The 22923-nt window shown below is 60.9% G+C and carries 16 protein-coding genes and 4 pseudogenes; 10 read left to right on the top strand and 10 right to left on the bottom strand.

What is annotated here, in order from left to right:
• Nucleotides 1-405: 405 nt before the first annotated feature.
• Both GUV69_RS05355 and GUV69_RS05350 read left to right on the top strand, forming a co-directional pair.
• Entirely contained in the window at nucleotides 406-1569 is a 1164-nt protein-coding gene (locus GUV69_RS05355) for a hypothetical protein (protein WP_164200398.1), read from the top strand.
• Nucleotides 1570-2015: 446 nt separating this feature from the next.
• Nucleotides 2016-2906 (top strand): endonuclease/exonuclease/phosphatase family protein, encoded by an 891-nt coding sequence (locus GUV69_RS05350; protein ID WP_431197100.1) that lies wholly within the window; start codon nucleotides 2016-2018, stop codon nucleotides 2904-2906.
• A gap of 1229 nt (nucleotides 2907-4135) precedes the next feature.
• Here GUV69_RS05350 and GUV69_RS05345 read toward each other — a convergent pair.
• The 6 genes and pseudogenes from GUV69_RS05345 to GUV69_RS22940 all read right to left on the bottom strand — a co-directional run bounded on the left by GUV69_RS05345 (nucleotide 4136) and on the right by GUV69_RS22940 (nucleotide 11874).
• Nucleotides 4136-5809 carry a S41 family peptidase gene (locus GUV69_RS05345; RefSeq protein WP_208786586.1) on the bottom strand — a complete coding sequence of 558 codons (1674 nt, stop codon included), beginning with the start codon at nucleotides 5807-5809 and terminating at the stop codon, nucleotides 4136-4138.
• A 269-nt stretch (nucleotides 5810-6078) separates the two neighbouring features.
• Nucleotides 6079-6540 carry a hypothetical protein gene (locus GUV69_RS05340; protein ID WP_164200394.1) on the bottom strand — a complete coding sequence of 154 codons (462 nt, stop codon included), beginning with the start codon at nucleotides 6538-6540 and terminating at the stop codon, nucleotides 6079-6081.
• 523 nt (nucleotides 6541-7063) lie between these two features.
• Complete coding sequence (locus GUV69_RS05335; protein WP_164200392.1) at nucleotides 7064-7321, bottom strand: hypothetical protein; 258 nt, start codon at nucleotides 7319-7321, stop codon at nucleotides 7064-7066.
• A 61-nt stretch (nucleotides 7322-7382) separates the two neighbouring features.
• A pseudogene (locus GUV69_RS05330) lies at nucleotides 7383-8623 on the bottom strand (IS110 family RNA-guided transposase).
• A gap of 1379 nt (nucleotides 8624-10002) precedes the next feature.
• Nucleotides 10003-11146, bottom strand: a pseudogene (locus GUV69_RS05325) (IS3 family transposase).
• A gap of 536 nt (nucleotides 11147-11682) precedes the next feature.
• Nucleotides 11683-11874, bottom strand: coding sequence for a hypothetical protein (locus tag GUV69_RS22940; protein ID WP_208786585.1), 192 nt, complete (start codon nucleotides 11872-11874; stop codon nucleotides 11683-11685).
• A 160-nt stretch (nucleotides 11875-12034) separates the two neighbouring features.
• Between GUV69_RS22940 and GUV69_RS05315 the strand changes: the two are divergent.
• Nucleotides 12035-12415, top strand: a pseudogene (locus GUV69_RS05315) (TniB family NTP-binding protein); the annotation flags it as partial.
• 186 nt (nucleotides 12416-12601) lie between these two features.
• Here GUV69_RS05315 and GUV69_RS05310 read toward each other — a convergent pair.
• The 4 genes from GUV69_RS05310 to GUV69_RS05295 form a co-directional block, all read right to left on the bottom strand.
• On the bottom strand, nucleotides 12602-12769 hold the full coding sequence (locus tag GUV69_RS05310; protein ID WP_208786584.1) for a hypothetical protein: 168 nt from the start codon (nucleotides 12767-12769) through the stop codon (nucleotides 12602-12604).
• A 695-nt stretch (nucleotides 12770-13464) separates the two neighbouring features.
• Entirely contained in the window at nucleotides 13465-13947 is a 483-nt protein-coding gene (locus GUV69_RS05305) for a hypothetical protein (protein WP_164200390.1), read from the bottom strand.
• A 178-nt stretch (nucleotides 13948-14125) separates the two neighbouring features.
• A complete protein-coding gene (locus tag GUV69_RS05300; RefSeq protein ID WP_164200388.1) occupies nucleotides 14126-14614 on the bottom strand; it encodes a hypothetical protein in 489 nt (162 codons plus the stop codon).
• A 635-nt stretch (nucleotides 14615-15249) separates the two neighbouring features.
• Complete coding sequence (locus GUV69_RS05295; protein WP_164200386.1) at nucleotides 15250-15576, bottom strand: hypothetical protein; 327 nt, start codon at nucleotides 15574-15576, stop codon at nucleotides 15250-15252.
• A gap of 553 nt (nucleotides 15577-16129) precedes the next feature.
• Between GUV69_RS05295 and GUV69_RS05290 the strand changes: the two genes are divergently transcribed.
• The 7 genes and pseudogenes from GUV69_RS05290 to GUV69_RS05260 all read left to right on the top strand — a co-directional run bounded on the left by GUV69_RS05290 (nucleotide 16130) and on the right by GUV69_RS05260 (nucleotide 22922).
• Nucleotides 16130-16420, top strand: a complete 291-nt coding sequence (locus tag GUV69_RS05290; RefSeq protein ID WP_164200384.1) for a transposase — start codon at nucleotides 16130-16132, stop codon at nucleotides 16418-16420.
• On the top strand, nucleotides 16417-17130 hold the full coding sequence (locus GUV69_RS05285; RefSeq protein ID WP_164206246.1) for an IS3 family transposase: 714 nt from the start codon (nucleotides 16417-16419) through the stop codon (nucleotides 17128-17130). The genes GUV69_RS05290 and GUV69_RS05285 overlap by 4 nt, the downstream gene beginning before the upstream one ends.
• Nucleotides 17131-17229: 99 nt before the next feature.
• On the top strand, nucleotides 17230-18315 hold the full coding sequence (locus GUV69_RS05280; RefSeq protein ID WP_164200382.1) for a tyrosine-type recombinase/integrase: 1086 nt from the start codon (nucleotides 17230-17232) through the stop codon (nucleotides 18313-18315).
• Nucleotides 18281-20071 carry a tyrosine-type recombinase/integrase gene (locus tag GUV69_RS05275; protein ID WP_244292627.1) on the top strand — a complete coding sequence of 597 codons (1791 nt, stop codon included), beginning with the start codon at nucleotides 18281-18283 and terminating at the stop codon, nucleotides 20069-20071. The genes GUV69_RS05280 and GUV69_RS05275 overlap by 35 nt, the downstream gene beginning before the upstream one ends.
• 111 nt (nucleotides 20072-20182) lie before the next feature.
• Nucleotides 20183-20482, top strand: coding sequence for a DUF6262 family protein (locus GUV69_RS05270; RefSeq protein WP_164200380.1), 300 nt, complete (start codon nucleotides 20183-20185; stop codon nucleotides 20480-20482).
• 47 nt (nucleotides 20483-20529) lie between these two features.
• A pseudogene (locus GUV69_RS05265) lies at nucleotides 20530-20748 on the top strand (IS3 family transposase); the annotation flags it as partial.
• A 335-nt stretch (nucleotides 20749-21083) separates the two neighbouring features.
• Entirely contained in the window at nucleotides 21084-22922 is a 1839-nt protein-coding gene (locus tag GUV69_RS05260; protein ID WP_164200376.1) for a sensor histidine kinase, read from the top strand.
• Nucleotide 22923 lies beyond the last annotated feature (1 nt).

The following is a 22923-nucleotide window of genomic DNA, read 5'->3' as shown; positions in this document are numbered from 1 at the left end:
TCACCGACCCCGGGTCAGCGCGCGTCAACGATCAGTGGCTTCGGCAGCCACCATCTTGGAACAGTCCACCCGGCGGAACATACGCGGAGTCGTGGTGGCAGTTCGTTCCTGAGGAATAACAGGGAGAACGCCACGAAATGAATTTGACGGCGTATGTCCGGCTACGTCCTGGCGCAGTAGCAGCAGTACGCGATCCAAAGCCGCATGAGTGCCAAAACCAATAACGCCTCTGTAACGCGCGACGAATTATTCTCTCTCTATGCATTTAGCTTTCCGAGTTATCCCGGTAGTCCGGAGTACGGGTACTGGCAACCGACCTAAGGCCATGGCTGGGACTCCTACTGTGGTTGCAAGCGAAGCCCGGCAGCTTCTGGGCCACTCCGTGGACGTCAATAGGAAGTAGCGATGATCGACCAGATTAATGGGACTCGGGCAGGCGAAAACCGTGTGGAACCGGATAAAAAAGTTAGGTCAGGGAAGCGCCGGCGGATTTGGGTCCAGCATGTCGATGTGGACACTACCCGCATTGAAAGCCGAGTGAGAGCGATACGTGAGCGTGAGCCAGGGCTGACTCCCTACCAGGATTCAATCGCCGACGCTATCTGCGGTTTTTCCCAGAGAGCCCGGCTTGCAGCTAACAAAGAGGATCCTGTGCCGCTCGCAGTCGCCAACTGGTGGCGAGGAACGCTGGTTGAGGCGGCATACCGGAACCTTCACGCAGCTCGAACCCAAATGATCGATTTATATAGCCCAGCCGAGCTCCGCGCAGAGATTCCGATGGTAGTTGCCCGTGCTAACGCCACCCTTCATCGGGACGACCCCAGACGCATCACCGTCGACGAGCTTCAACAGGAAAGCGTTGAAAATCTGCGGCCCCGTATGCGCCGGGTGGTCGGGGACAGCTACGAGCAACTTGATCTTGAGCACGCCCAGCTCCGAAGCTTCCGGAACATTGTCCTTATATCAGCTTGGTTCCTTGTTCTGCTTCTGGTCCTCGCCGTGATATATGTCAACAGAAACCCAACATTCATTCCCTTCTGCTTTCTTGGAGATCCCTTACCGAACGCATCAACCGCGGCTCAGGTAATGCACTGCCCAACAAGTTCAGGGCCCCAGGCAGCGCCAACGGGAAACGACATTATGGTCGTGGCACTCTTGGGGGCATTAGGCGGTGCCACAGCCGCCACCCTCTCCATACGGAACCTGAAAGGGACCTCAACACCGTACGACGTGCCGGTCGCACTTGCCTTTCTCAAGGTTCCGCTCGGAGTGCTCGCTGCCATCCTGGGCCTCGTGGCAATCCAAGGCAACTTCATACCTGGTCTTTCCCGTCTGGACTCCCAAGGCCAAATTCTTGCCTATGCCCTAATCTTCGGCTTTGCACAACAGGCACTTTCGCGCTTGCTAGACAAGCGGGCGCAGGATCTTATGGAAGGGCTCCCGGGGGGGACAAAGGTGGAACCACGCCCCCCTGGCGCGGGCACGCTTGAGGTAAAGCCGGGTGAGGGGCGCGAAGGGATTGGCTCTGAGCAGAAAGCAGCTCAGAGGGGAGTGGATACGACAGGTTAGAAAAGAACACCGGCCTCAAAGGTCAACCAGCCAAGCCGCGGCGGGCACCTTCCCCGATTGGGCGGGTCGGGACCTGCCTACGACGTCGGACAGCGATCCGCGTGTCATGCGCCGTAGATCACCGGGTGGCGTCCCATCGTCCCGTGAGGAGGCCGAAGGGAGTTGCTGCCAGCATACCTGGACGATAATCGCCAGTTCTCCGGCAATGGGTTCTGGGCTGCGGGTCGAGAAGCAACCGGGGATTCCCATGCCGGTTTCATAGCCGCAGTCCAGGTCCGCCGCTGCGAGCATGACGGCAGGCACCACCCTGAATAACATCCAATGCGGGAACCCAGGAAAGCAGAGGGGCAGAGATGACGGAATTCCGGATCTCAACATTCAATTTGGAAAATTTCGATGAGACGGGCCCAGGGGCGATGCCATCATTGGCGGAAAGGATTGCCCTGATGCGGCCGCAGATCATCCGACTGCGATCGAATCTTGCGTTCTTCCAAGAAGTGCACGGGCAGGAGCGACCCAACCAGCCCAGGGCTCTGCTGGCACTTGAGCAGCTGCTGGCCGGCACCAATCTGCAGGGAGCTAACGTAGTGAGCACACGGCCGCAGGACGATGCCGTGTACAACGAGCGGAACCTGGTGATCGTCACCCATCTGCCCGTCCTGGATGTCCAACAATTCAGCAATGACCTGGTAGCTAAACTCTCCTACCGCCGGCTGACCGCCGTCCCTCCGGATGCCGCCGCTGTGGAGATCGGACTGGAGCGTCCCATTCTTTACGTGCAGCTCGATCTGGGCAACGGGAGTCGGCTGCATGCTATCAACGTGCACCTGAAGTCCAAGATCCCGACCGACATCCCGGGCCAGAAGATCGACTCCTTCACCTGGCAGACCGCGGATGGCTGGGCCGAGGGATCGTTCCTGTCGTCCATGAAGCGCATGTCGCAGTCGCTAGAGGTGCGCCGGCTCGTCGACCGGATCCTCGACGCTGATCCTGATGCCCGCATCGTCGTGGCGGGTGACTTCAATGCCGCCCCGGAGGAGGTACCCGTCAAGACCATCCGAGGGGACGTTGAGGATACCGGAAACGCCGACCTGATCGGACGCATCCTCGTCCCGATCGAACACACCATCCCGGAACCGGCCAGATACACCCTCTACCACCAAGGCCGCGGCCAAATGCTCGACCACATGCTCATCACGCGGAACCTCCTTGCCGGATACCGGGGATCGGAGATCCACAACGAGATCCTGCACGACGAGTCCGCCGCCTTCGCGGTCGACCGCAAATACCCCGAATCTGACCACGCCCCCGTCATCGCGGCCTTCGACTTCGATTGATTGACAGCCCCGGGAGGACCCCGTGGTGATTTTCGTACCTATCCTCCGCCCAGGCCTGCAACTGATTCCGGGTGAGGCGGAACGGTTCAGGACCAGGTCTCTCGGGACGGCCGGTGCCAGCCGACGGCGAGAAGGCATCTGAATCTGCAGTTGGCGAAGCTTCGACAGCCCCGGCGCTGCGGGGTTTTCGATGACACCGTTCGATGCGCCGAACGTGTCGGAGTAGACCAATACTGCGGCCTTCCCCTAGTTTTTGGTATCCTGCCAAGATAGCCAACATCCCGATCAGGCAGGTCGGGACCAGGAGATCACTTAGGTTACGAGACTCTTGGCCGCGCGCCGGCTTGTCAGATCGCAGTGTCAACTCCAGCGTCGATGAACGCCCCACAATATGTCCGGGACCAAAGACTCAGCCGTCACCCGCCCGAAGGTTCTGATCTCTGCATCCGGCACATAGACGCTCTTCTTCAAGCCTGCATCTTCCCGGACAACTGACGGACATCGAAATCCTGCAGGGGATCTGGCCCTGAGTCCATAGCCTCGGTCCGATCAGTAACTATGATGGCGGCCCCGGTTATCGGTCCTTCATCGAGCTTCCGAAGCCCCGAAGGAACCAGCACGGACAACCTGATTGCACTACGGTCCCTTGTACTCGCGAGGAGTACTCCCGTCATCAAGGTCCCCAACTCCGATGTTGATATCACCAGATCCTTCCCGAAGAATTCCCGGTGCCTGCCCGGCAGGCCATCACCTTGCACCGAGAGCACACCGGATTCAACGCTGTACCGCGCTTCAATACCTTGACCTGTAAGCGTGAAACTCCTCAATTCATGTTCCCCTCTCAAAAGCAAGCGCTTCCACGACAGTTTGCCGACCTTACTGCGTCGTCACCGAGCGCAGAAGTGTCGAAAAAGGTCAGATTGTTGCCCGGCGGGCGGTGACGAGTTCCCCGGCGTTAAAGCCGTATGCGCTCAGTCTTTGCCCGGGTGACACGCCCGAGAGAGTCAGGTGGACATCGCCGTCAGTCACGTCCTGGGAGATCCGGGGGGGGGGGGGGGTGGCCACATAGAGGTCGATGCGGTCGACACCGGCTACCGTTAGGTCGATCGTGGCCGTACCGGTGGCTGGGTCTCCGACGACCATTTCCATTCGGCGTACCGTCATTGACGCTAGCATCTGTCCTGCCGCGGCCAGCAGGTCGACGTTCCCGCCGAGCACGTCATTGCGTGTCATCCGATGGGTCGCGTCCGGTCTAACACCAAAATCTTCGACGGGGGTTCCGGCCGCTGCACCGACCCGTAGCGTGCGCCGAATGGCAGTCCGAAGATTGGCACCGTTGGGAAGCGTACGGTAGGGCGATTCGGCGTCAGCCGGCGCCGGAAGCCGCAGCAGGTTGGCCAGCAGCCCCTGAGTCCAGACGTTGGCCCCGCCTGCACCGGTGTTGTCATCGACGCCGAGAATTCGTCCGATCCGGTGATCGGCGAAGCCGGCGGCGAAATGTCTGTCGCCGAGTAGCAACGGGCATCGGTGATCAATACCACCGGTCCCTGATAGGTCTGGCCGATCTCGTTCGCGCCAGCGGCGGGAGTGATCGGGTGGACGGCCGAATGGGTTGCTCCCGTCTCGGTTGCCTGCTCCAGCGATTCGAACCATGGCCCCAGATCGATCTCACCGGTCGGATTGTCCTTATGCCGGCGGAGAATCCGCAGATTGAGCGGAGTGCTGATGAACTGCGCCGGTTCGGGGGAGATCGTTTTCGGGGTCATGGTCTGCAGGAGAAACTCCGCAGCAAAGATGTGTCCGCCGCCGTTGCCCCGAACATCGACGATCAGGCCGTTCGGGGGCAGCTTTCCGGTCAAGCGCACAAACTCGTCGCGAAAAGCCAGCGGATCCTGGACGTTGAAGGTGAAGATCCGCACGTACCCGAATGCTCTGCTAGTGGTGTTCACCGTCCGTGCCCGGAACACTCCCGGCATGGTGGTCCCCACGTCTGCGCCTTCTACCACCACTGGATCAGCCAGCTCTGCCGAGGTCAGCCCCTCTTCGAGGTCCACGACGTCGGGACGGTACAGCAGTTTCACCGCGCGCGACTTCTCGTCCGAATCCAGATCCAGTCCCAGCGACGTCGCCGCCACGGTCACCGCATCGTGATCGGCGGCCGGCGGCAGATTGGGCGCGACCTGCCAGTGGGCGCGCAGTTCGCGCTTTCCTCCGTCGTTGCCCACGAAGCTTACAGTCACCCATTCCTCGTCCGGAGGAAGCTGGATGATCAGTGGTCGCAAGGTGAGCGAATCGAGTCCGCGCGCCAGGTTCGCCGCGGTGTTGCTACCCGCGAAGCGGGCACCGTTCACTGCTACGGCGCGTGCAATCGGTATGCCGTTCCAATGGGTGATCTCCGCACCCAGGTCGAAACCTTCGGACTGGAACCCGCTGAGGATCCGCGTAACGATGTAGTGGTCGGTGCCGGTGTCGTGCGCTTTCTCGATCCCGAATGGCAGGAAGGCGATCTGGCCTGCGAACGGCGCCGGAAGCAGGTAGTTGGTGTGGAGATCCCGCACCGAGTGGAAGACGCTCGAGATCTGCCAGTGGAAGAGCCACTCCGGTTCCATCGCCGAGGCTGTCTGCCGATCCAGCCTCGTTCGCAGCAGCCGCAGGCGCCGCACCGGGTTCGCTGCGTACATTGCCTCTTTCATCGGCAAATGCACGTAGTTCGATTCGATCAGGATCAATGCCTGGTCGACGATCAGCTTGCGATCCTGCAGCGTCAAAGTGCCTGCCGTGGCAAGAAACGTACCCAGGGCCTGGGACCCCAAGTTCGGCACGTCAACGCCTTGGTCCTCTCTTGCCGGCGCGGGGTTCGCCAACGTGTTCACATCCGGTACTGGCTGTTCAGGTTGAGGCATGTTCTGACTCCTTGATTGTGACTGCGTGGCTGCGACTTGGCGCAGGTACGCGCTGGCTTCTCAGCCTGCCGGGCGGACGCGGGACCGCGCCGCTTGGGGAGATGCTCGGGTCTTTATGGGATGAGTCGGTCGGGATAAGGCCTCCATGGTCTCCTCGTGTCCGGGAGACTCTCAGGGGTCTTCCACCCTTCCGCGTACGGCATCAAAGTTCTGACTTTAAGGTCCGCTAGCCACGAAGAACAGGAAAGCGCCCACCGCATACCGCTAGCTCAGCCTGAATCTTCCGGGAGATCGGCGATCACTTCCCGCAGGTCGCCGATGGCATACGCCCAGTTGTGGCATTTGAAGCTCCGCAGCCCCTTGATGCTGGCACCGCAGCTAAAACAAGTTACGCGCTCAATGGCTCTGGGCGCCTCGACGTTCACACACTTGCGCTGGCCCAGGATAACCGCCGCAATCATTCGCGGCGAGTGGATCGAGCCGGTGGACGACGCCACGATGTCCAGCCAGTTCACTTCCCGGCTGCACTTCGGACACTGCCGTTCGTCACCGCTGACCCAGAGGGGCGCTCCAATCGTGCCGCTCTTGAGGCCGATCAAGTCCTCTAACCTGCGGACATCTTCATCGCTGGTGGTCCAACGTTCCCTCCCTGGCAACGATGCCGGGGAGTCGTACACCTCGCGGAATACTGTGTCCGAGACCTCTATAGTGGTGCGTTCTTTTTTGTCCACAATTGTTCCTCCTTTGTCAGCAGCTCCGACGAGTAGGTTTCTTTCATGCGCTAGAGGCCTATGCCTTCCAAGCCCGAGAAAGGCATGGAGCCTGATACTCCCCGAAATAGGCCCCAGCCGTGAGAGCGTCAGGTGATGGTGTGCACGACGGCGGGACACACGCTGCATGCGCTTCGTCCCCGTTGGGCAAACCACACACAGGATGCACGAATCCCACACTTTGGCAGTTCGGCTGTGCTGCCCGAAGTCGTGGTTGGGGGAGGGTCCTTGAGTAGTTCACTGACGAGGTTGCAGTCGTTCCCGGACCAGTTTTGGCACTGCGTCTGTGCGCAGGGCTCAGCGAAGCGGAATCTGGTTTGCGGGTTGCGCCCCTTGCTCGCCGCCTTGACGAAGTCTTCATCAATAGGAGTGGGGCCGCCAAGGTAACGGACGGTGCCATCACGCCCGACTAGGCCGATCAGAAGAGCGCCCGATGTGCAACGACCGCTAGGGCAAGTGGGCACACGCTTGGAGGGCTCGAGTGTCACCGACCGTCGCCTCTCGCAATCTTTTGGAGTATGAGGCCGCGGGTCCGCCCGATGTCTTTCAGGATGTCAATGAACTTGCCGTCCGGCCGTGACATTTGGACCTGGAAGTCCGGGGCTTCATCGACAGTGGCGAGTTCAAGCATCACAGCTTTCTGCACTGATGCCGCGATGCGATCGAGCGCTGCTTGCGGGAGTTGAAGTTCATGAACATCAACGATCAGGGTGCCGTCATTCTTTGGTCGAGCGTTTGCCATCCTGGCCTCCTGACATGAAAATTTGATGACCACGGCGGGTGTGGACGGTTGAGCGGGGGTTCTAACCTGCTTCTGCCAGTGGCTGGATACTGACCGTGTAGCCGAGGGATTCGAGTTGGCTGATCGCGCGGGCCTTGGCCTTGGCTGGGGAGTGCTGGGTGAAGTAGTCCGGTCCTGGATCCCGGTAGAGCTCACCGGTGGTGAGGATGTGCCACTCTGCGGTGAGCATGGAGTGTTGACGGCGACAAGGGCTCTCATCGGTCCGCGTCGGGCGGCGATTCGTCTGTATTTGGCGGAGAAGTAGGTGTTGTTCGTCCTTGCTATGGAGAGAGCGGCAATGCCGAGTGCGCCTTTGAGGTAGCGGTTGCCCGGGCGGGTTTTGGCGGACTTGATCCGTCCGGCTGATTCATTTGATCCGGGCGAGGTGCCGGCCCACGAGGCCAGTTGCCGCGGTGTGGGGAAAACCGACATGTCAGCGCCGGTTTCAGCGATGAAGATGTCAGCGATGATGCGGCTGAAGCCCGGGATGCCCATCAACAGCTCCCGGGCGGGCAGAAAAGGTTCAATGACTTCCTCGATCCGTTGGTCGAGGCGTTCGATGTCGCCGGTGTGTGCGTCGATCCGGTCCAGGAACAACCTGGTCATGAACCGGTGGTGTTCACGGAAACGGCCCGTCAATGCTTCGGTCAGCTCCGGGATCTTTGAGCGCATCCGTCGTTTGGCCAGATCGGCCAGTACTGCCGGATCGTCTTCGCCGGCGATCAGGGCTTCGAGCATGGCCCGGCCTGAGACTCCGGTGATCTCCGAGGCCACGGAGGAGAGTTTGATGCAGGCGTCCTCGAGCAGCTTCTCCAGGCGCTGGATATCGCGGGTGCGCTCCCGGGTGATGATCGTCCGTGCCCGGGTCAGATCCCGGAGTTCACGGATCGGTGCCGGTGGGACAAAGGAGGCCCGCACCAATCCGTGGGCGCCCAGATCAGCCAGCCAAGCCGCATCTGAGACGTCCGTCTTCCGCCCGGGCACGTTCCTGGCCTCGTGGGCATTGACGAGGATGACGTTCAGTTCTTCTTCGAGTACGTAGTAGAAGGGCCGCCAGTAATCACCGGTGGCCTCCATCACCACAATGGTGACCTTCTCTGCCAGCAGGTGTTCCTTCAGCGCGAGGATCTGCCCTGTCATCGCGCCCCAGGTCGTGACTGTTGCGGAGGTGGCCCCGGAACCTCGTCCCTGGATGCGGACACAGACCTTTGCGTCCTTTTTTGAAATATCGATGCCCGCGCACCGCGGGTGAATGACTTCCATGGCAAATCACCGTTCTTCGATCCGTCCCGGCAAAAGCGGTGTATTCCGGGGAGGGCGGATAAAACGACAACTCTGACATCCGTGCTCGAACGGCAACAGTCCACGGTCCCGCGGACAAAACTGTGCCCTCCACCACCAAACTAGCCTGCAGGCTCACCGGCACCATAGAGGGACCGGGGTCGACCGAAACACACTCTTAAGTGTGCTTGTTCCTGCCCAGACGGCACCAGATCCAGCAAGGGCCGGTGACGCACCCCATTTTCCGCCCCCACGGCGGAGCGAAGCGCCCCTGATCAACTAGCCTCTGGTGCTGTTAGTGGAGCGGCGCTGTAAGACTCCTCGGCCGCCGTGTTTGAACCTAACCCTCCAGCCGTTACTGCTGCGTTACTGGTCCCGGTTCTGCCGGCTTGCCCAGCCGTAAAGCCGGTCGGACTGGGCACGTTCGCATGCAGCACCTTCACTCCGGCGATGGTTCTCTGGGACGGAAGGTGGATTTGCCACCACTGGCAAATCCCACGGTGGCGAACGTTGTCGTTGCAGGCGAATTCCGGGACCATCATGGCTTCGGTATTGAGCTAGAAGCGGACTCCGAGAACGGTCCCCACCGAAACGGGAATGGGCATTTGCGGGGAGCAACCAAGGTTACGAGGTCGTAGTCACCGAGGAGTTGCACGAGCTTGTCCAGATCGGCCTCGGCAAGCTCCGGCTTAAAGACGATACCCCCGAGGCCACTCTGATCCGAGACGAGGAGCACAGTCGATAGCCTTCATGCGGCATCCTCAACGCGGCCCAGGCATGCTGGCCAGCGATCAGTCGGGTCGGCCGATACCCACGGCAAGGCACGGCCCCTGACACCCGGCGGTTCCGGCCTAGCAAGGAACGCATGTTCGGCGTCTCAACGACGCTGAATTCGACCACGGCCGCCAGGTCCGGTGGCTGCTCGTACTCCTGCCGTAGTCGCTCCTTGACCAAAATAGAAGCCAACTATGGCGACCAGCAGCGTAGAAAAAATAACAAGCACACTGTTATCCATATTCACGCTGTCATCATGCGCACCCGAAAGGCGGACGATATAGGTCGGCGTAGTCGCCCCTTGGGCAAGAGGCTCTGCAGTGACCGAAATGATGCGGTTTGAAGGGAGTGCAGCTGGGCAGCCTCATGAGTTCGGCTGTCAAGGACGTTCGGGTGAGACGTACCCGCCGAGCCTGCATACGGGCTCTACACCACGTCCGGCGCCAGAGACGACTACGCCTTCAACCGGCACACCGTAGAACCGACAAAGCCTCCTGTCCTAGGTTTCACCATTGAGTGCGGGCGGAGTTCCAGCCCACCTGGAGCGAGGCGGAGTGGACTGCCCCGGCTTTTGTTGACTCGGGGTCTTAGGCCGCTGTGAGCGCGGTCCGGTTGATTGTTTCATATTCGATGGGCGTGAGTTTGCCAGGCCGTCTTTGCCGTCGCCGGCGATGGTAGGTCCTTCGATCCAGGTTGTGATGGCCAGCCGGAGATCCTGCCTGGTGAGCCACCGCTGACGGTTCAGGACGTTCTTCTGCAGCAGCGAGAAGAAAGATTCCATCGCGGCGTTGTCCGCGCACGCCCCGACCCTGCCCATTGATCCGGTGAGCCCGTGGTGCCGGAGTGATTCGACGAACCGGCGTGACCGGAACTGGGACCCTCGATCCGAGTGCACCACTGTCCCTGCCGGGCGGCGTGCCCGCACGGCGTTCTCCAGTGCGGCGACGGCCAGCGAAGACTTCATCCGCGAGTCCATCGAGTAGCCGACAATTCTTCCGGAGTAGACGTCCTTCACCGCGCAGAGGTAAAGCTTGCCCTCTGCGGTGGGGTGTTCGGTGATGTCCGTCCGCCACAGCTCGTTCGGCGCTGCGGCGGTGAAATCCCGCTCGACCAGGTCGTCGTGGACCGGCGGCCCGGGTCTGCGGTTCAGGCCACGCTTCTTCGAGAACACCGACCAGATGCCGTGGTCCCTGCACAGGCGCTGGACCCTGTTCTCACCCGCCGTGATGCCCGTCTCCGGGAGCTCGTCCGCGATGAAACGGTACCCAAAAGCAGGATCCTCGGCATGGATGTCCAGCGCGGCGTTGACCAGGTGCGCATCGACCCAGTCCCGTTCCGTCACCGGACTGGCCCTCCAGCGGTAATAGCCTTGCTTGCTGAATCCCAACACCCTGCAGGTCACCGCCACGGGAACACCGTCGGCGGCAAGATCCGTGACCAGCGGGTAAGTCATTTTGGGTTGATGTCCCTGGCAAGATAGGCAGCAGCCCGGCGCAGAATCTCGTTTTCCTGCTCCAACAGGCGGTTTCGCTTCTTCAACTCCCGCATCTCGGCCGACTCCGCAGCCGCCGGGCCAGCCCCGGATTCCTTCCGTTCAGCGATGGCAATCCAGCGCTTCAACGTCGTGACCGAAAGCCCGAAATCCCTCGCGATCTGCGCCAGCGGCGCCTCGCCCTTGCGGGCCACATCAATAACATCCTGGCGGAACTCCGCCCCATAAGCCGTGGGCATGGTCAACATCCTTCCACGAGCACAAGCTCGCTAGGTCAAGGAGTCAACAAAACCGGGGGCAGTCCCTAGTTCCGGATCATAAGATGGGGCGGCGTTACGGCTGATTGCTGAGTCAGGCTCCCCGCCTGCATCGTTCACTGGCTGCTCAAAACGACCATTTCTGACTAGTCTTTTCGGCGCGCCGGAATCGGTTGTGGAGTTGGTCGCTCTGTGGCGGCGTTTTTTGGTCGCTCCGTGTCGCAACAGTGCCCGTAAGGCGAGCACCTATTCCCAATACATCGCAGCCGCACGTGAGCAGAGGCGCATCTCATGACCGCCGACACGAAACGCCGAGGCTAGTCGACGCACGGATCGCGTCGCAGACGTTCACGGCTTGGCGTGACGCTCCAACGCCTCCAGAGTCGTCGGGCGATGTGTTGAAGCAGAAGGTGATTCCGGGCGATTCCGCATTGCACACGTTGATGATCCGTTCGAAGAGCTCGGTGTACTCCGGGATCATCCTGATGCCGCCCCCGATCATCACCAGGCCGAAACGCTCACGACCGAACGCCGAGCGAATCTCTGCTTCGGCCTCGTCCGGGGAGGTGCCGATCAGCGAAGCCGGCGGCCGTAGTGGCCCCGAACCCCGCTTCGATCCGTTCGGTCATCGTGGCCTCGTCGAGGCCAGGAGGCAGCTTGCTATAGTCGAGGGCTCGCGCGTGGATGCCGATCATGAGGATTCGAGTCATGGGCCTCATTGTGGCATGCACGCCTCACCAACGAATTAGCCAAACCGCACCACCAATCAGGCGGGCCCGCTGGATCCTTGCTCGACCCGCCCCGCCCCAGATGAGCTGTTCCTGTAGTGCAGAGGACTCCTGACGTTCCGTGCAGACGACTTCGGAAAATGACATCCTCCGTGACAACCACGACCGAACCCACATGCCGATGATCCTCATCGGCATGCCCGGCATAGACCAACGATTCCGGCACTACCCCCCCCAGCTATACAGCCGCCTCGGCTTCTCCCACCGATACCGCGCCCTCGGCAGAGACGAGCTCCTCTTCGTTCCGGACCGACACTGGAAACGCCTCGGCCGGACCCTCGACCCGGATGACTGCACCGACGCCCAGGCAATCGCCGCAGTAGAACGCATCACCCGTGGCAACTTCCGGCTCCTCGAACGGCTATTCCCACAGATCACACGCGTCCTAAAAATCATCCAACTCGAAACCATCACCGATGACGTCGTAGAAGCAGCAGCAAGCATCCTCGTCATCGGCAACTAACGACACCAAGCGAACACAAAAAAGCCGCCACCTAACGCCAACATCCACACGCAGAAAGATGCCCGTTTGCATCAGCTCGCTGGGAACACCGCGATTCTCAAATCAACCTGTTCTTGAAATCCTTCGTTTCCGTGAAGACCTTGTTGCTCGTATCCCCTTGCCGGCGTCTTGGGAATTGCGGTTTCACTAGAAGCGTGTAGCCGTCATTGGGGTGGTGCCCCGGATGAGACTGACTGTCGCGGTGACCGCTCCGAGAGCCAGGAGCAGGCTGAGGCCCAGGGCCATGAAGTAGTCGCACGCTGGCCCGGTCATCCGATAGGTGTCGTCGATGAAGGTCACTATCAGCCAGGCCATAAGGAATCCGAGGCCCACCGAGAGCAGCAGGACGGTCAGGAGCGCTCAAGGAGCGGGCATGGCCTGCACTTGCGGCGATTGCCTGTGCGTCGGTGAAATTGTCGGGGTCGATTAGGACGACGCCAGCCCACGTTTCCCTCAGCTTAAAGCCCGGAGGTTCCTGCCGACATCTGGACAAAACGCCAACCTGCATTCCGCTGCGCACCAATTTAGAGAACTCTCAGTACTTAGCCACGGCTACGACTGCCCCGCGGAGCCACTTGTCAGTGGCGTCAGGTGCCTGTGGTGAACCCGGCCGTCTACCAGGAGGTGAGTCCTTCGTAACTTCATCGATCGAAGAACCTCAGCCAAGTACCAGGATCTGCTCTAAGGAGGTTCTCATCCTCATCCAGATGCAGACATGGGCACCGCGGAGCTCTGCGACGTCGGGACCAGGCCCAACAGCCGGCCGCGCCAGCGGACGCCCGATCCCTGATGAGCCCTGCGAACCACCCGCCCGATCCTTCAAGTTTCCTGGTGCGGCGTTCCGGTCCGTGACCCGCTGCAGCAGACTTGGCTCAGCCGATATGGGATCCTTGAAGGGTAAGCAGCAGGATGTTTGCAAAGCAGAGGGCCTGCGTTCCCCAGGAACGGGGGTCCTCTGCTTTGCAGACTATGGCTGTGACACTGTCGAAGGAATTCGCGTCTTCCAAGGATCATGCTTTGGTCCATAGCGCACGATTAATCTGTGCTACACAGTCTTCGAGCGCTTCATTGTTCTTTCGGGGTGGAAGGAATTTGGCGAATGCGAGTCGGTGAGCAATCAGGAATTCTGCGAAACGGCCCTTCCGAAGTGTGATGTGCATTCGGCCTGGAAAGAAGGGCTTCGCTCTCTGTAGAGCGGTTACAGCCTCGATCTCGAACAACGGGATCACGACTGGCCGGTTCAGTTTTGTCCTATCAACCAGTTCATCAGCGGAACGATCGAATGCAGCATGAATCACCGATTCCGCGATTTCTTCGACCGATCCGGACGCTGCGGCGACAGCGATCGAAAGCGCCCCTGTGGACGGCCGTCGCAGCTCTATAGGCGCAAAGACAAGGTGTCCAGTGCCTAAAAGGAGACTTCCTTCCCAGGAAAACGGGCCTACTGTCCTCGCTGCAGGCCAGCTTGCCACAATGACTTCGTCTTCAAGCATGGTCCTTGTGCCTTCCTCCCCAGTCATAGCCGAGTCTCGCCTGGGATGTTCGCCTGGACAGCCTCGGGTCCTGTACCAGTTCACCTCTCCGTCGTTACTGGGCGGAGAACGGCGAGGTATTGCATGAACGACGCTTGAGCCAAACAGCGCACCTCAGTCTCGGGTGAGGGACCCTAATTCACCTACCTACGTCGTCTTCGTCGAAGAAATCATCAATCTTATAACGTCCTTGATCCTCGATGAAGACAAACTGACCCCGTACGATATCTCTTGCATCAGAAGAGGAACCGTCAAGTATGACGGAGGCGCTCACTCGTCGGTCGTCGTGCAGACACATGTTATCTATCGACAGTATGCGTGCCTGGCGGTCGGCCGGTAGAGAGGTCGGAAGCTTGGCGGTGGAAATTTCTTGGCGAGTGGGTGACTTTGGGAACTGGCTTCCGCTGTCCTCCTCGACCCACGACCTGAGGTAACGCGCGGTACAGAGGGCGGCCACCTTCACAAGGTCCCCGCTGTTTACGAAATGAAGTGCATTGCGAAGAGTCCCGCTGACTGCTGCAAACGTAGCGTCATCTACTGGTTCCCCTCCCTTCGGCTGAGGGGGGATACTGGCCGGACTGGAAAATGCTTCAAAGAGCTGCTGCGCAGAAAACTCGTCTTTATCCATGATTTCCTCCCAACGGTCTGGTATCAATCAACAGCAGAGCCACAACCATTACCTTTGATCCTAATTTCAGAATTCTTTGCAACCCATGTGGCGTGAGACCCCCGCGTTGTAGTTGTACATTCCCGTGCAGACACGCCGCCCGCCCATCCACCGGTTGTAAATGAAATACCCTTGACCCGCATCGACTATATGGAATGGTCCTCCGGGGGTGTAAAAGAATTTTACTAACCATGTCGGCATTGCCATGGCTACCTCCTCGATTTCTAATGCGAGATCCGGGAATTGTAAATCTATAGTGACGCTGCCAAACAGAGGTTCACTCTCAAGTGAGGTTCTTTCTGCTGTTTGCGTCACCTTTTCTGACGTCCGGTTGGGTATATAGGTCTGGAAGGGGCCACCTATAGTGGTATCGGATTGGTGTACGGTCTTTGCTCCCAGGGTCTCGTCCCCGCCTACTCCAAAATCTTCCGGGGCTGCACGTTACGGTTAATGCTTCTTCGCGCCCCCGAACGTGGTTGCACGGCGAAGTATGCACGGTCAGTCTGACCTTGCTGCCCACCGACAAATCCGCATGTAAGCAAACCGGCCGGTAAGCCAATCGTGGATTTGCCCGGACCGATGAGGCATCCCGCTGATCAGCCAACCTGCCAGTGGCATCGATACCACCAGTACGGGCAGCAGCGATACCAGGGATAATTGAACCGCCACCACCAGCACCATAATGGGCGCCATGGGAAGTAAATACTTGGTGTGAGGAACGGATGAACCGGAATAAACTCGGGTAAATGTAGTTCAGCAAGAGTTTTTTCGTCTATTTCCAGCCGAGCCTCGCGAGCCACATCGAGGACGGACAACCGAGTGTTCCCTTGGTCGATTCTTTCCTGGACAACCTTCAGCAGACTGCCGAACACGTCGTTTGCTTCCGCGCTGGCACGCAGGTATGACTCATCATTTTCAGGCATTGATCGGTCTCCATTCGTCTTGATGCCCGTCTGATTCCGGACGTTGAAAGACTATGGGCGCCCGCGTTACTAATGCGTTATCGCCGTGCAGGATCGTGCCTAGTGAGGGACGTAAAACGTAAGGGACGTAAAAACGTTTCTAGACCGATCGAAGCTCTCCCCTGCGACCTCCCCCGGAGGCTTGATCGTCAACGGCGGGGTTACGTGAGAATGTTGGCACGTCTGGGGGCCTCTGCAAGGCAAGTCCTCTGACGTTCGTAGCCTCTATCAACCGATAGAGCCGTAATGCGACAGTAACGGCGGACGGCTACATTAGTTCTGTAGCCGTAAAACCGTACAGGTTAGGAGTCGGTGGATGTTCGGGCATTTTTGGCTCCTGGATGCGTGTTGTAGATCGTAGGATCTGAGTGTCGCTTCGAATTTCGTGATCAAGCGAGAAAACGGCCTGTGGAACGTAGAGCCTACTAACTCTGAAGGCCCCGCCCGGGGCCCGAGCACGGCTGGCTGTGCGCCCGTATGGTGATTTGAGACAGGGTTTAGGAGAATCTGTTTCATGTCGAGTCGTCGTAAGTCCAGCCCTGAGTTCAAGGCTGAGGCCGTTGAGTTGGTGATTTCCTCGGGTCGTCCTGTGGTCCAGGTCGCGGCCGAAATAGGGGTCAATGAAGGGACGTTGGGGAATTGGGTGCGGGTCTGGAAGGAAGAGCATCCCGACGTCGCCGCCGATGAGCCGGGCCCGGTGGAGGGGGCGAAGTACAAGGCGCTGCAGGCCGAGAACGCGGAGCTGAAACGGGAAATCGAGTTCCTGGGAAAAGTCAGCGCCTTCTTCGCCGCGAAGCAACGATAGACGACTACTACGCGTTTATCCGGCAGGAGAAGGCCGATTACAAGATCGACTGGATGTGCCAGCAGCTGAAGGTCCCCAGGTCCTCGTACTACCGCTGGACGATGCCGAAGGAACCGACCCCGACACAGGTCCGCCACCACAAGCTGACCGTGGAGGTGGAGCGCGTGTTTGGACGCGAGAAGGGCATGGCCGGGAGGGACCAGATCACCACGATCCTTGGCCATGAGGGCGTTCCGGTGGCCCCGGGCACGGTGGGTGCCATCATGAAAAAGCAGGGCCTGCGGGCAGTGCGGATGCGCGCGTGGAAGAAGACCACGGTCGTTGACCCGGCCGCCAGGACCGGGCATGTCCGGAACCACCTGCAGGACGGTGAGGGCAACCGTGAATTCACCGCCACCGTGCCGGGAACAAGGATGGTCGGGGACATCACTTACCTGCAAACGGGCTCCGGATGGCTGTACCTGGCCACCGTGATCGATCTGGCGACCCGGATGGTTGTGGGCTGGTCGATGGCCTCCCATATGCGCACCTCGTTGATCATCGACGCGCTCAGCATGGCACGTGACCATGGCCGGCTTCATCCCGGCGGGGCGGTCTTTCACAGCGACCGCGGTTCGCAGTACACCTCTGCCGGGTTCCAGGGCTGGTGCGCGGCGAACAGGGTCACCCAGTCCATGGGAGAGGTCGGTGTGTCCCTCTTAACCGGCTGATGCGGTTATTTCTGATGCGGTTATTTCTGCGGGTCGGTGACACGCCATGCCACGGGACTTTTCTTGTGATCCGGGTCACTACTGGTACACCTGTTCTTCATGAACAGCGATTACGGTCTTTCGCTTGAGGAGCTTGACGGCGGCTGGGCGTTGGCCGGTCAGGACGCGCCGCAGTTCAAGCTCGTGGATGAGTACCTTGCATATCTGACGGACAGGAACTACTCGCCCAAGACGGTGCGTTCCTACGGCTATGACCTGCTGGCGTTCTGTCGGTGGCTTCTGACCGTCGGGCATCCGCTGGCCGAGGTGAGCACGGAGGTGCTGCTTCGGTTCCTGCGTGCCTGCCGCGATGCCCAGGTCCCGGGCAGAGCGGGACCGAATGTGATCAGGCTGTCGGGGCGCCGGTTGGATCAGTACGCCGCTACGACGATCAACCGCAGGCTGGCCGCGATCTCAGGCTTGTTCGCCTTCGCCGCGATGCGGGACCCGGAGATGAAGAACCCGGTCCCCAAAGGTCGGGAAGCGCGCTGGGTCGCATCCGGTGAGCGGAGCGGGATGCTGGCGCATACGGTCCGTCGGCCAAAGAACCGTTCCTCGCTTCGGCTGCGCGAACCACGACGGCTGCCCAAGGCGTTGTCCCAGCCTGACGCGGCCGAGCTGCTGGCAAGTTTTCACACTTGGAGGGACCGGGCCATTGCGGGCTTGATGCTCTATTGCGGGTTGCGCTCGGCCGAGGTGCTGGCCCTGGACGTCGCGGACGTCGACATCGGCGGCCGGTGGCTGCACGTGCTCGGTAAAGGACAACGGGAGAGGCGGGTGCCGCTTGACGCGGACGTTGCTTTCGTCATCCAGGTGTATCTGCTGGCCGAGCGGCCCGAATCGGTCAGTGCACGCCTGTTTCTCGTGGCCAAGGGGCCGAACCGGGGCCAGCCGTTGACCGCGGCCGGGCTGCGCACGGTCTTCCGTTATCACCGTGGCGTGACCGGGATCGTTGGCGGTCACCCGTACGCCTTGCGGCACACTTTCGGGACCGCGCTGGCCGAGGCCGGCGTCGATCTGGCGGTGATGCAGGCCTTGCTCGGCCATGCCCACGTCGACAGCACGGCCCGCTACATCCATCTGGCTCCGGCCCACGTGAAAGCAGAGTTCGATGCCGCTCGCGATCGCATCCGTTCCCAGCAGTGACCCGCACACCGCGTATCTGGACTACCTGAGTCGGACCGGTCGGGGAAACAGCGCGTACTCTTCAGCGGCCAGGACGTTCTTCAAGCGGTGGCCGGAACCGCAGCAATGGGCGGCCGAGCCGCTGCAGGTTCGCTTGTCTGCCGGGTCGGCTACCCGGCCGATCATCACCTTCCTGATGCTGCACCAAGGCCTGCGACCGGGCTATGACTACCTGCTTGAACGTAAGCTTTCCAGCATCTGGCGCGAGGTCCAGGACTCGCCGTTGGCAGCCGATCTTGACCGGTTCATGACCGCGGCCGTCGACCTAGGATTCACCGAACGGGTTCGGTTCGCCACCGGCTCCCAGGTGCCCGTTAGGCTCCTCCTTCAAACCGGTCGGCGCCTGGAACAGCTCACCCTGGCCGATCTGGCAGAGTTCACCGCAGCCTGCCATGTCAGGCAGAAGCGGACTGGCAAGGGACACCACCACTACCTGTCGGCGGCAAGCAACGCCCAACGGGTGCTGTTCCACCTCGGAGTGCTCGATGAACTTCCCCGCGCCGGCGGCCCGGTACCCTTCGCCGAGCGGCTGGCCCAGGTGCGCCCGGCGATCCGGGCAGCGATGATCGCCTACCTGGACCGAAAGCGCGCGACCTGCCAACCCAAGACCGTGTCAACGATCGCGACCCGGCTCAAGCACTTCGGTGAGTTCCTGGCCGGCATCGACCCTGATCTGGACTCCGTCGCTGCCCTCGATCGACGCAAACACATCGAGCCCTACCTGACCAGCATGGTCGATGCCGTTAACACCAAAAACGGTGAGACAATCACCGTCGCTGACCGATCGCGGCGGGTGCTCGCGCTGATGGGGTTCCTGACCGACATCACCGAGTGGGACTGGCCCGAAGCACCGCCACGCAAGCTTCTGTTCCGTGACGACATTCCCAAGCTGCCGCAAACACTGCCCCGTTACCTGCCCGTCGACATCGACCGGCGCCTCACCCAGATCCTCACCAAGGCCCCGGGAAATGAACTGGCCGCTGCCGCCCTGCGGCTGCAACGTTCCTGCGGGCTGCGGATCGGGGAACTGCTCGACCTTGAACTGGACTGCGTCCACGAAGTCCCAGGCCACGGCAGTTGGCTGAAGGTCCCCCTCGGCAAACTGGACACCGAGCGGATGGTCCCCCTCGATGAAGAGATCCTGGAGTTGATCGACCACATAACCCACACCAGATCGCACGGCCGGCCGCTGCCACACCCGCGTTACCGACGCCCGGCCCAGTTCCTGTTCACCCACCATGGACGGCGGCTCGGGCAACAAGCAGTCCGCGCCGAACTCGACCGCGCCGCAGGTCTCGCCGGGCTCGAACACATCACCCCGCATCAGCTACGGCATACCTACGCCACCGCCCTGGTCAACGCCGGCGTCTCGCTGCAGGCCCTGATGGCGCTGCTCGGCCACATGTCCGCCGAGATGAGCCTGCGCTACGGACGGCTGTTCGACGCCACCCTGCGCACCGAATACGAACGGGCCCTTGATCTGGCCAAACAACAGGCACTCACACCCGCGACAGGCAGAACCAGCCTGCCGCTCAGAGACATCACCGACGGAAAAGACTGGAAGGACACCCCGCTGCTGAAGTCCCGCATGGCCGGAGGGTTCTGCCTGCGGGCACCCGCCCAGGGCCCCTGCGCCTACGCAAATATTTGTTCGCACTGCCCCAGCTTCCACGCCGAGCCCACCTCACTGCCGATCCTTGCCGCCCAAACGCGTTGATGCAGACGCACTCGCCCGCGACGCCGAACAAAGAGGCTGGATCGCCGAAGCCGACCGACACAAACAGCTCATCACACGACTCGACAAACTGATCAACGAGGCCACCGCAGGATGACGAACAAGAGCACCCTCAACAACGTCGAGCGCGCCTGCGCCGAGCTCCTCCGGAACGGAGAGGCAGTGACATTCACCGCCGTTTCCGCCCGCACAGGTCTGGGCCGCACCACTCTCTACCGGGACCCAATAATCCGGGCCATCATCGAAGAGAACCGTCACCGCGCCGCCGCCAGCGGCACCCTCACCGCCCTCACCGACGAGATCGCCACCCTCCGCGCCGCACTCGACACCCTCGCCACCAGCGTGCGGCGCCACGAAGAACAACTCCGGAAACTGTCCTCCCGAAACAACTAAATCCTTAACCGGCCAATCCGCGGCCTCCCGGGCCATTAGCCGGATAATGCTGGGATAACGCGGTGGCTGAGTCGTTCTTCTCGCACCTGAAGACCGAGATGTACCACCACCACGATTTTCCCAATCACATGGCGGCCAGGACCGCTGTGATGGAATACATCGAATCCTGGTACAACCGGCGCAGACCCCATGCCAACAACCGGGGCATGCCCCCGGCCCGTGCCCTGGCCGAATACCAAAACAAGATCAACCAGGTAGCAGCGTAAGAAGAAAACCAATCGAGCTGTCTCACAAACTTGACGGGCGCAGTTTGGCCTGGCCATGCTGGGAGGTTTCGCTGGTGTAGACGGCGAAGAGGATGGATGTGACGGTGGTCAGGTAGTGGGCGACGGAGTGTGAGCAGGCAACTTCTAGGCGGGATTGGCGGGGGGGGCGATGCGCGGCATCGATGCTGTTGTCGTTTAATGCGATGCCGACCAGACTTTCGGAACAGGGCGGGTGCTGACACGGTCTCAGGAGTGGTAACGCATGGATAACGCACAACAACGTTTACTTGTAGATCAATGGTGGAGCATGCCTAGGCCCGGAGAACGGATTCTGTATGACTTTGCGACAGTTGTGGGGTGTACTGGCCGCAACGGTTGCACTTGTAACGCTTGTGCTGGCCAGCATCGACTGGTCTCCGGCAGCCGTGTTCGACCCCGCTCGCACTCTGTTTCTAAACGCACAGGGTGTTTTGCGCTGGAGCCAGAATCCCGATCGGACGCCGTTTTCGGTTGCCGAGCTGCTTCTATTCCTCTCAGTCGGCCTGTCCTTCGTGGCTGCGGGCGTCGCTGCTTGGTATACACGACCCAACCGGAATCCGGGTCTGCTGCTCGTGGTGGCGGGATGGATGTGGCTGGCGGCAGGGCTGCGCCTGTCGAGCAATCCGCTGGCCTTCACACTCGGGGTAACGCTGACTTTGATGTACCAGCCTCCGTTGCTGCAGCTGGCCCTGTGTTTTCCGGGGGGAGCACTGCGCAGTGCGTGGGAGAAACGGTTCGTGATGTTTTTCTTTGCCTCTTGGCTGTTCATTGCGATCGCTGGGTGGGCTTTCTTCGACCCGCGGCAACAGATTCCCGGGCACGTCTCAAGTTCGCAGAATCTGTTCCTGTTGTGGAACAGTCCGGAGATCACCAACCGGATCGGCAACTCGGCGAGGGTATTCCAAATCTGCGTGGGCCTGGCAGTGGTGGCTGTTCTGGTAGCGCGGTGGCGCTCCGGGACACCGGCCTATCGAGCCGCATTCCTGCCACTGTGGCTGGCCGTCATCCTGAAGACCGCTGCAACCATCTGGGTTTCTCTGGCGGTCGTGCAGCTATCGGGGACCCTCTCGCCAGCAGCGCTGTTGTGGCAGTATCCGGCGACGGCGGTAGTGCCCTTTGCGGTGTTGTTCGGACTATGGCGCTACCGCTTTGCCCGCGGCACCCTCGGCGAGGTCATGGTCGAAATCGGCGCGGCACCTGTCAGCGACAGGCTGATCCGCGTCCTACGCCGTTCCGTTCACGACCCCACACTGGCATTGTGGCGTTGGTCCACCGAAGCCGAGCAGTTCATCGACGACGACGGGCGGCCACAGGTCCTGCCCAGTGACACGTCAGGCAGGGCTGCGATTGTCCTCGAACGCAGCGGCCGGCCCTTCGGTGCTCTGGTCTTTGACGAGACGCTCAAGGACCAACCGGAACTCCTCGCCGCCCTAAGCAGCGCAACCGCCCTCACCCTCGAAAACCAGCATATGGAGCAGCAGCTGCGTGAACAGCTGATCGAGGTTAGGCGCTCCCGGCAGCGCATTGTCACGGCTGGGGACGACCGCAGGAGGCAGTTGGAGAGGGACTTGCACGACGGCGCCCAGCAGCGCCTGGTGGCAGTCGCCATGGCATTGGCCAGGGCACGGCGGGCGCAGGATCCGAAGGACATGCGCTTCCTGGTGGAGCAGGCGGGCCAGGACTTGAACGAGGCCGTGGCCGAGCTCCGGGAGTTAGCCCATGGCGTCTACCCGCCGTCGCTGCGCGAGCGCGGCCTCCTCGCATCTGTGACCGCACTCGCTGAACGCGCGGCCTTACCCATCCAAGTCAAGGCCGACCTTCCCCTTCGGCCAACACCCACGGTGGAGCTGGCCGCCTATTTCATCTGCGCCGAAGCGGTCACCAACGCCGCCAAGCACGCGGCGGCCACTTCCATGGCCATTTCCCTGACAAGCACGACGAAGGAACTCTGCATGACTATTACCGATGACGGGCGGGGCGGGGCCGAGTTTGGACCGGACGGTGGCCTGCTCGGCCTGACCGACCGCGCGGAAGCCTTGGGCGGCGTCCTGACCGTTACCAGCCCGCCTGGGCGGGGAACCACCATCAGCGCAGTTCTTCCCTTCGTCAATGATGCCGAGCGGTCCTTGCCGTGAC

This window comes from [Micrococcus luteus] ATCC 49442, assembly GCF_010367585.1.
Lineage (GTDB): Bacteria > Actinomycetota > Actinomycetes > Actinomycetales > Micrococcaceae > Arthrobacter > Arthrobacter luteus_A.
This window is presented reverse-complemented; position numbering and strand designations above follow the sequence as displayed.

What these genes read in the sequence shown, in the direction of transcription:
- GUV69_RS05355 (WP_164200398.1), top strand. Translation starts at nt 406, where the DNA reads ATGATCGACCAGATTAATGGGACTCGGGCAGGCGAAAACCGTGTGGAA.
- GUV69_RS05350 (WP_431197100.1), top strand. Translation starts at nt 2,016, where the DNA reads ATGCGGCCGCAGATCATCCGACTGCGATCGAATCTTGCGTTCTTCCAA.
- GUV69_RS05345 (WP_208786586.1), bottom strand. Translation starts at nt 5,809, where the DNA reads ATGCCTCAACCTGAACAGCCAGTACCGGATGTGAACACGTTGGCGAAC.
- GUV69_RS05335 (WP_164200392.1), bottom strand. Translation starts at nt 7,321, where the DNA reads ATGGCAAACGCTCGACCAAAGAATGACGGCACCCTGATCGTTGATGTT.
- GUV69_RS22940 (WP_208786585.1), bottom strand. Translation starts at nt 11,874, where the DNA reads ATGACTCGAATCCTCATGATCGGCATCCACGCGCGAGCCCTCGACTAT.
- GUV69_RS05310 (WP_208786584.1), bottom strand. Translation starts at nt 12,769, where the DNA reads ATGGCCTGGCTGATAGTGACCTTCATCGACGACACCTATCGGATGACC.
- GUV69_RS05305 (WP_164200390.1), bottom strand. Translation starts at nt 13,947, where the DNA reads ATGCTTGAAGACGAAGTCATTGTGGCAAGCTGGCCTGCAGCGAGGACA.
- GUV69_RS05300 (WP_164200388.1), bottom strand. Translation starts at nt 14,614, where the DNA reads ATGGATAAAGACGAGTTTTCTGCGCAGCAGCTCTTTGAAGCATTTTCC.
- GUV69_RS05295 (WP_164200386.1), bottom strand. Translation starts at nt 15,576, where the DNA reads ATGCCTGAAAATGATGAGTCATACCTGCGTGCCAGCGCGGAAGCAAAC.
- GUV69_RS05290 (WP_164200384.1), top strand. Translation starts at nt 16,130, where the DNA reads ATGTCGAGTCGTCGTAAGTCCAGCCCTGAGTTCAAGGCTGAGGCCGTT.
- GUV69_RS05280 (WP_164200382.1), top strand. Translation starts at nt 17,230, where the DNA reads ATGAACAGCGATTACGGTCTTTCGCTTGAGGAGCTTGACGGCGGCTGG.
- GUV69_RS05275 (WP_244292627.1), top strand. Translation starts at nt 18,281, where the DNA reads ATGCCGCTCGCGATCGCATCCGTTCCCAGCAGTGACCCGCACACCGCG.
- GUV69_RS05270 (WP_164200380.1), top strand. Translation starts at nt 20,183, where the DNA reads ATGACGAACAAGAGCACCCTCAACAACGTCGAGCGCGCCTGCGCCGAG.
- GUV69_RS05260 (WP_164200376.1), top strand. Translation starts at nt 21,084, where the DNA reads ATGACTTTGCGACAGTTGTGGGGTGTACTGGCCGCAACGGTTGCACTT.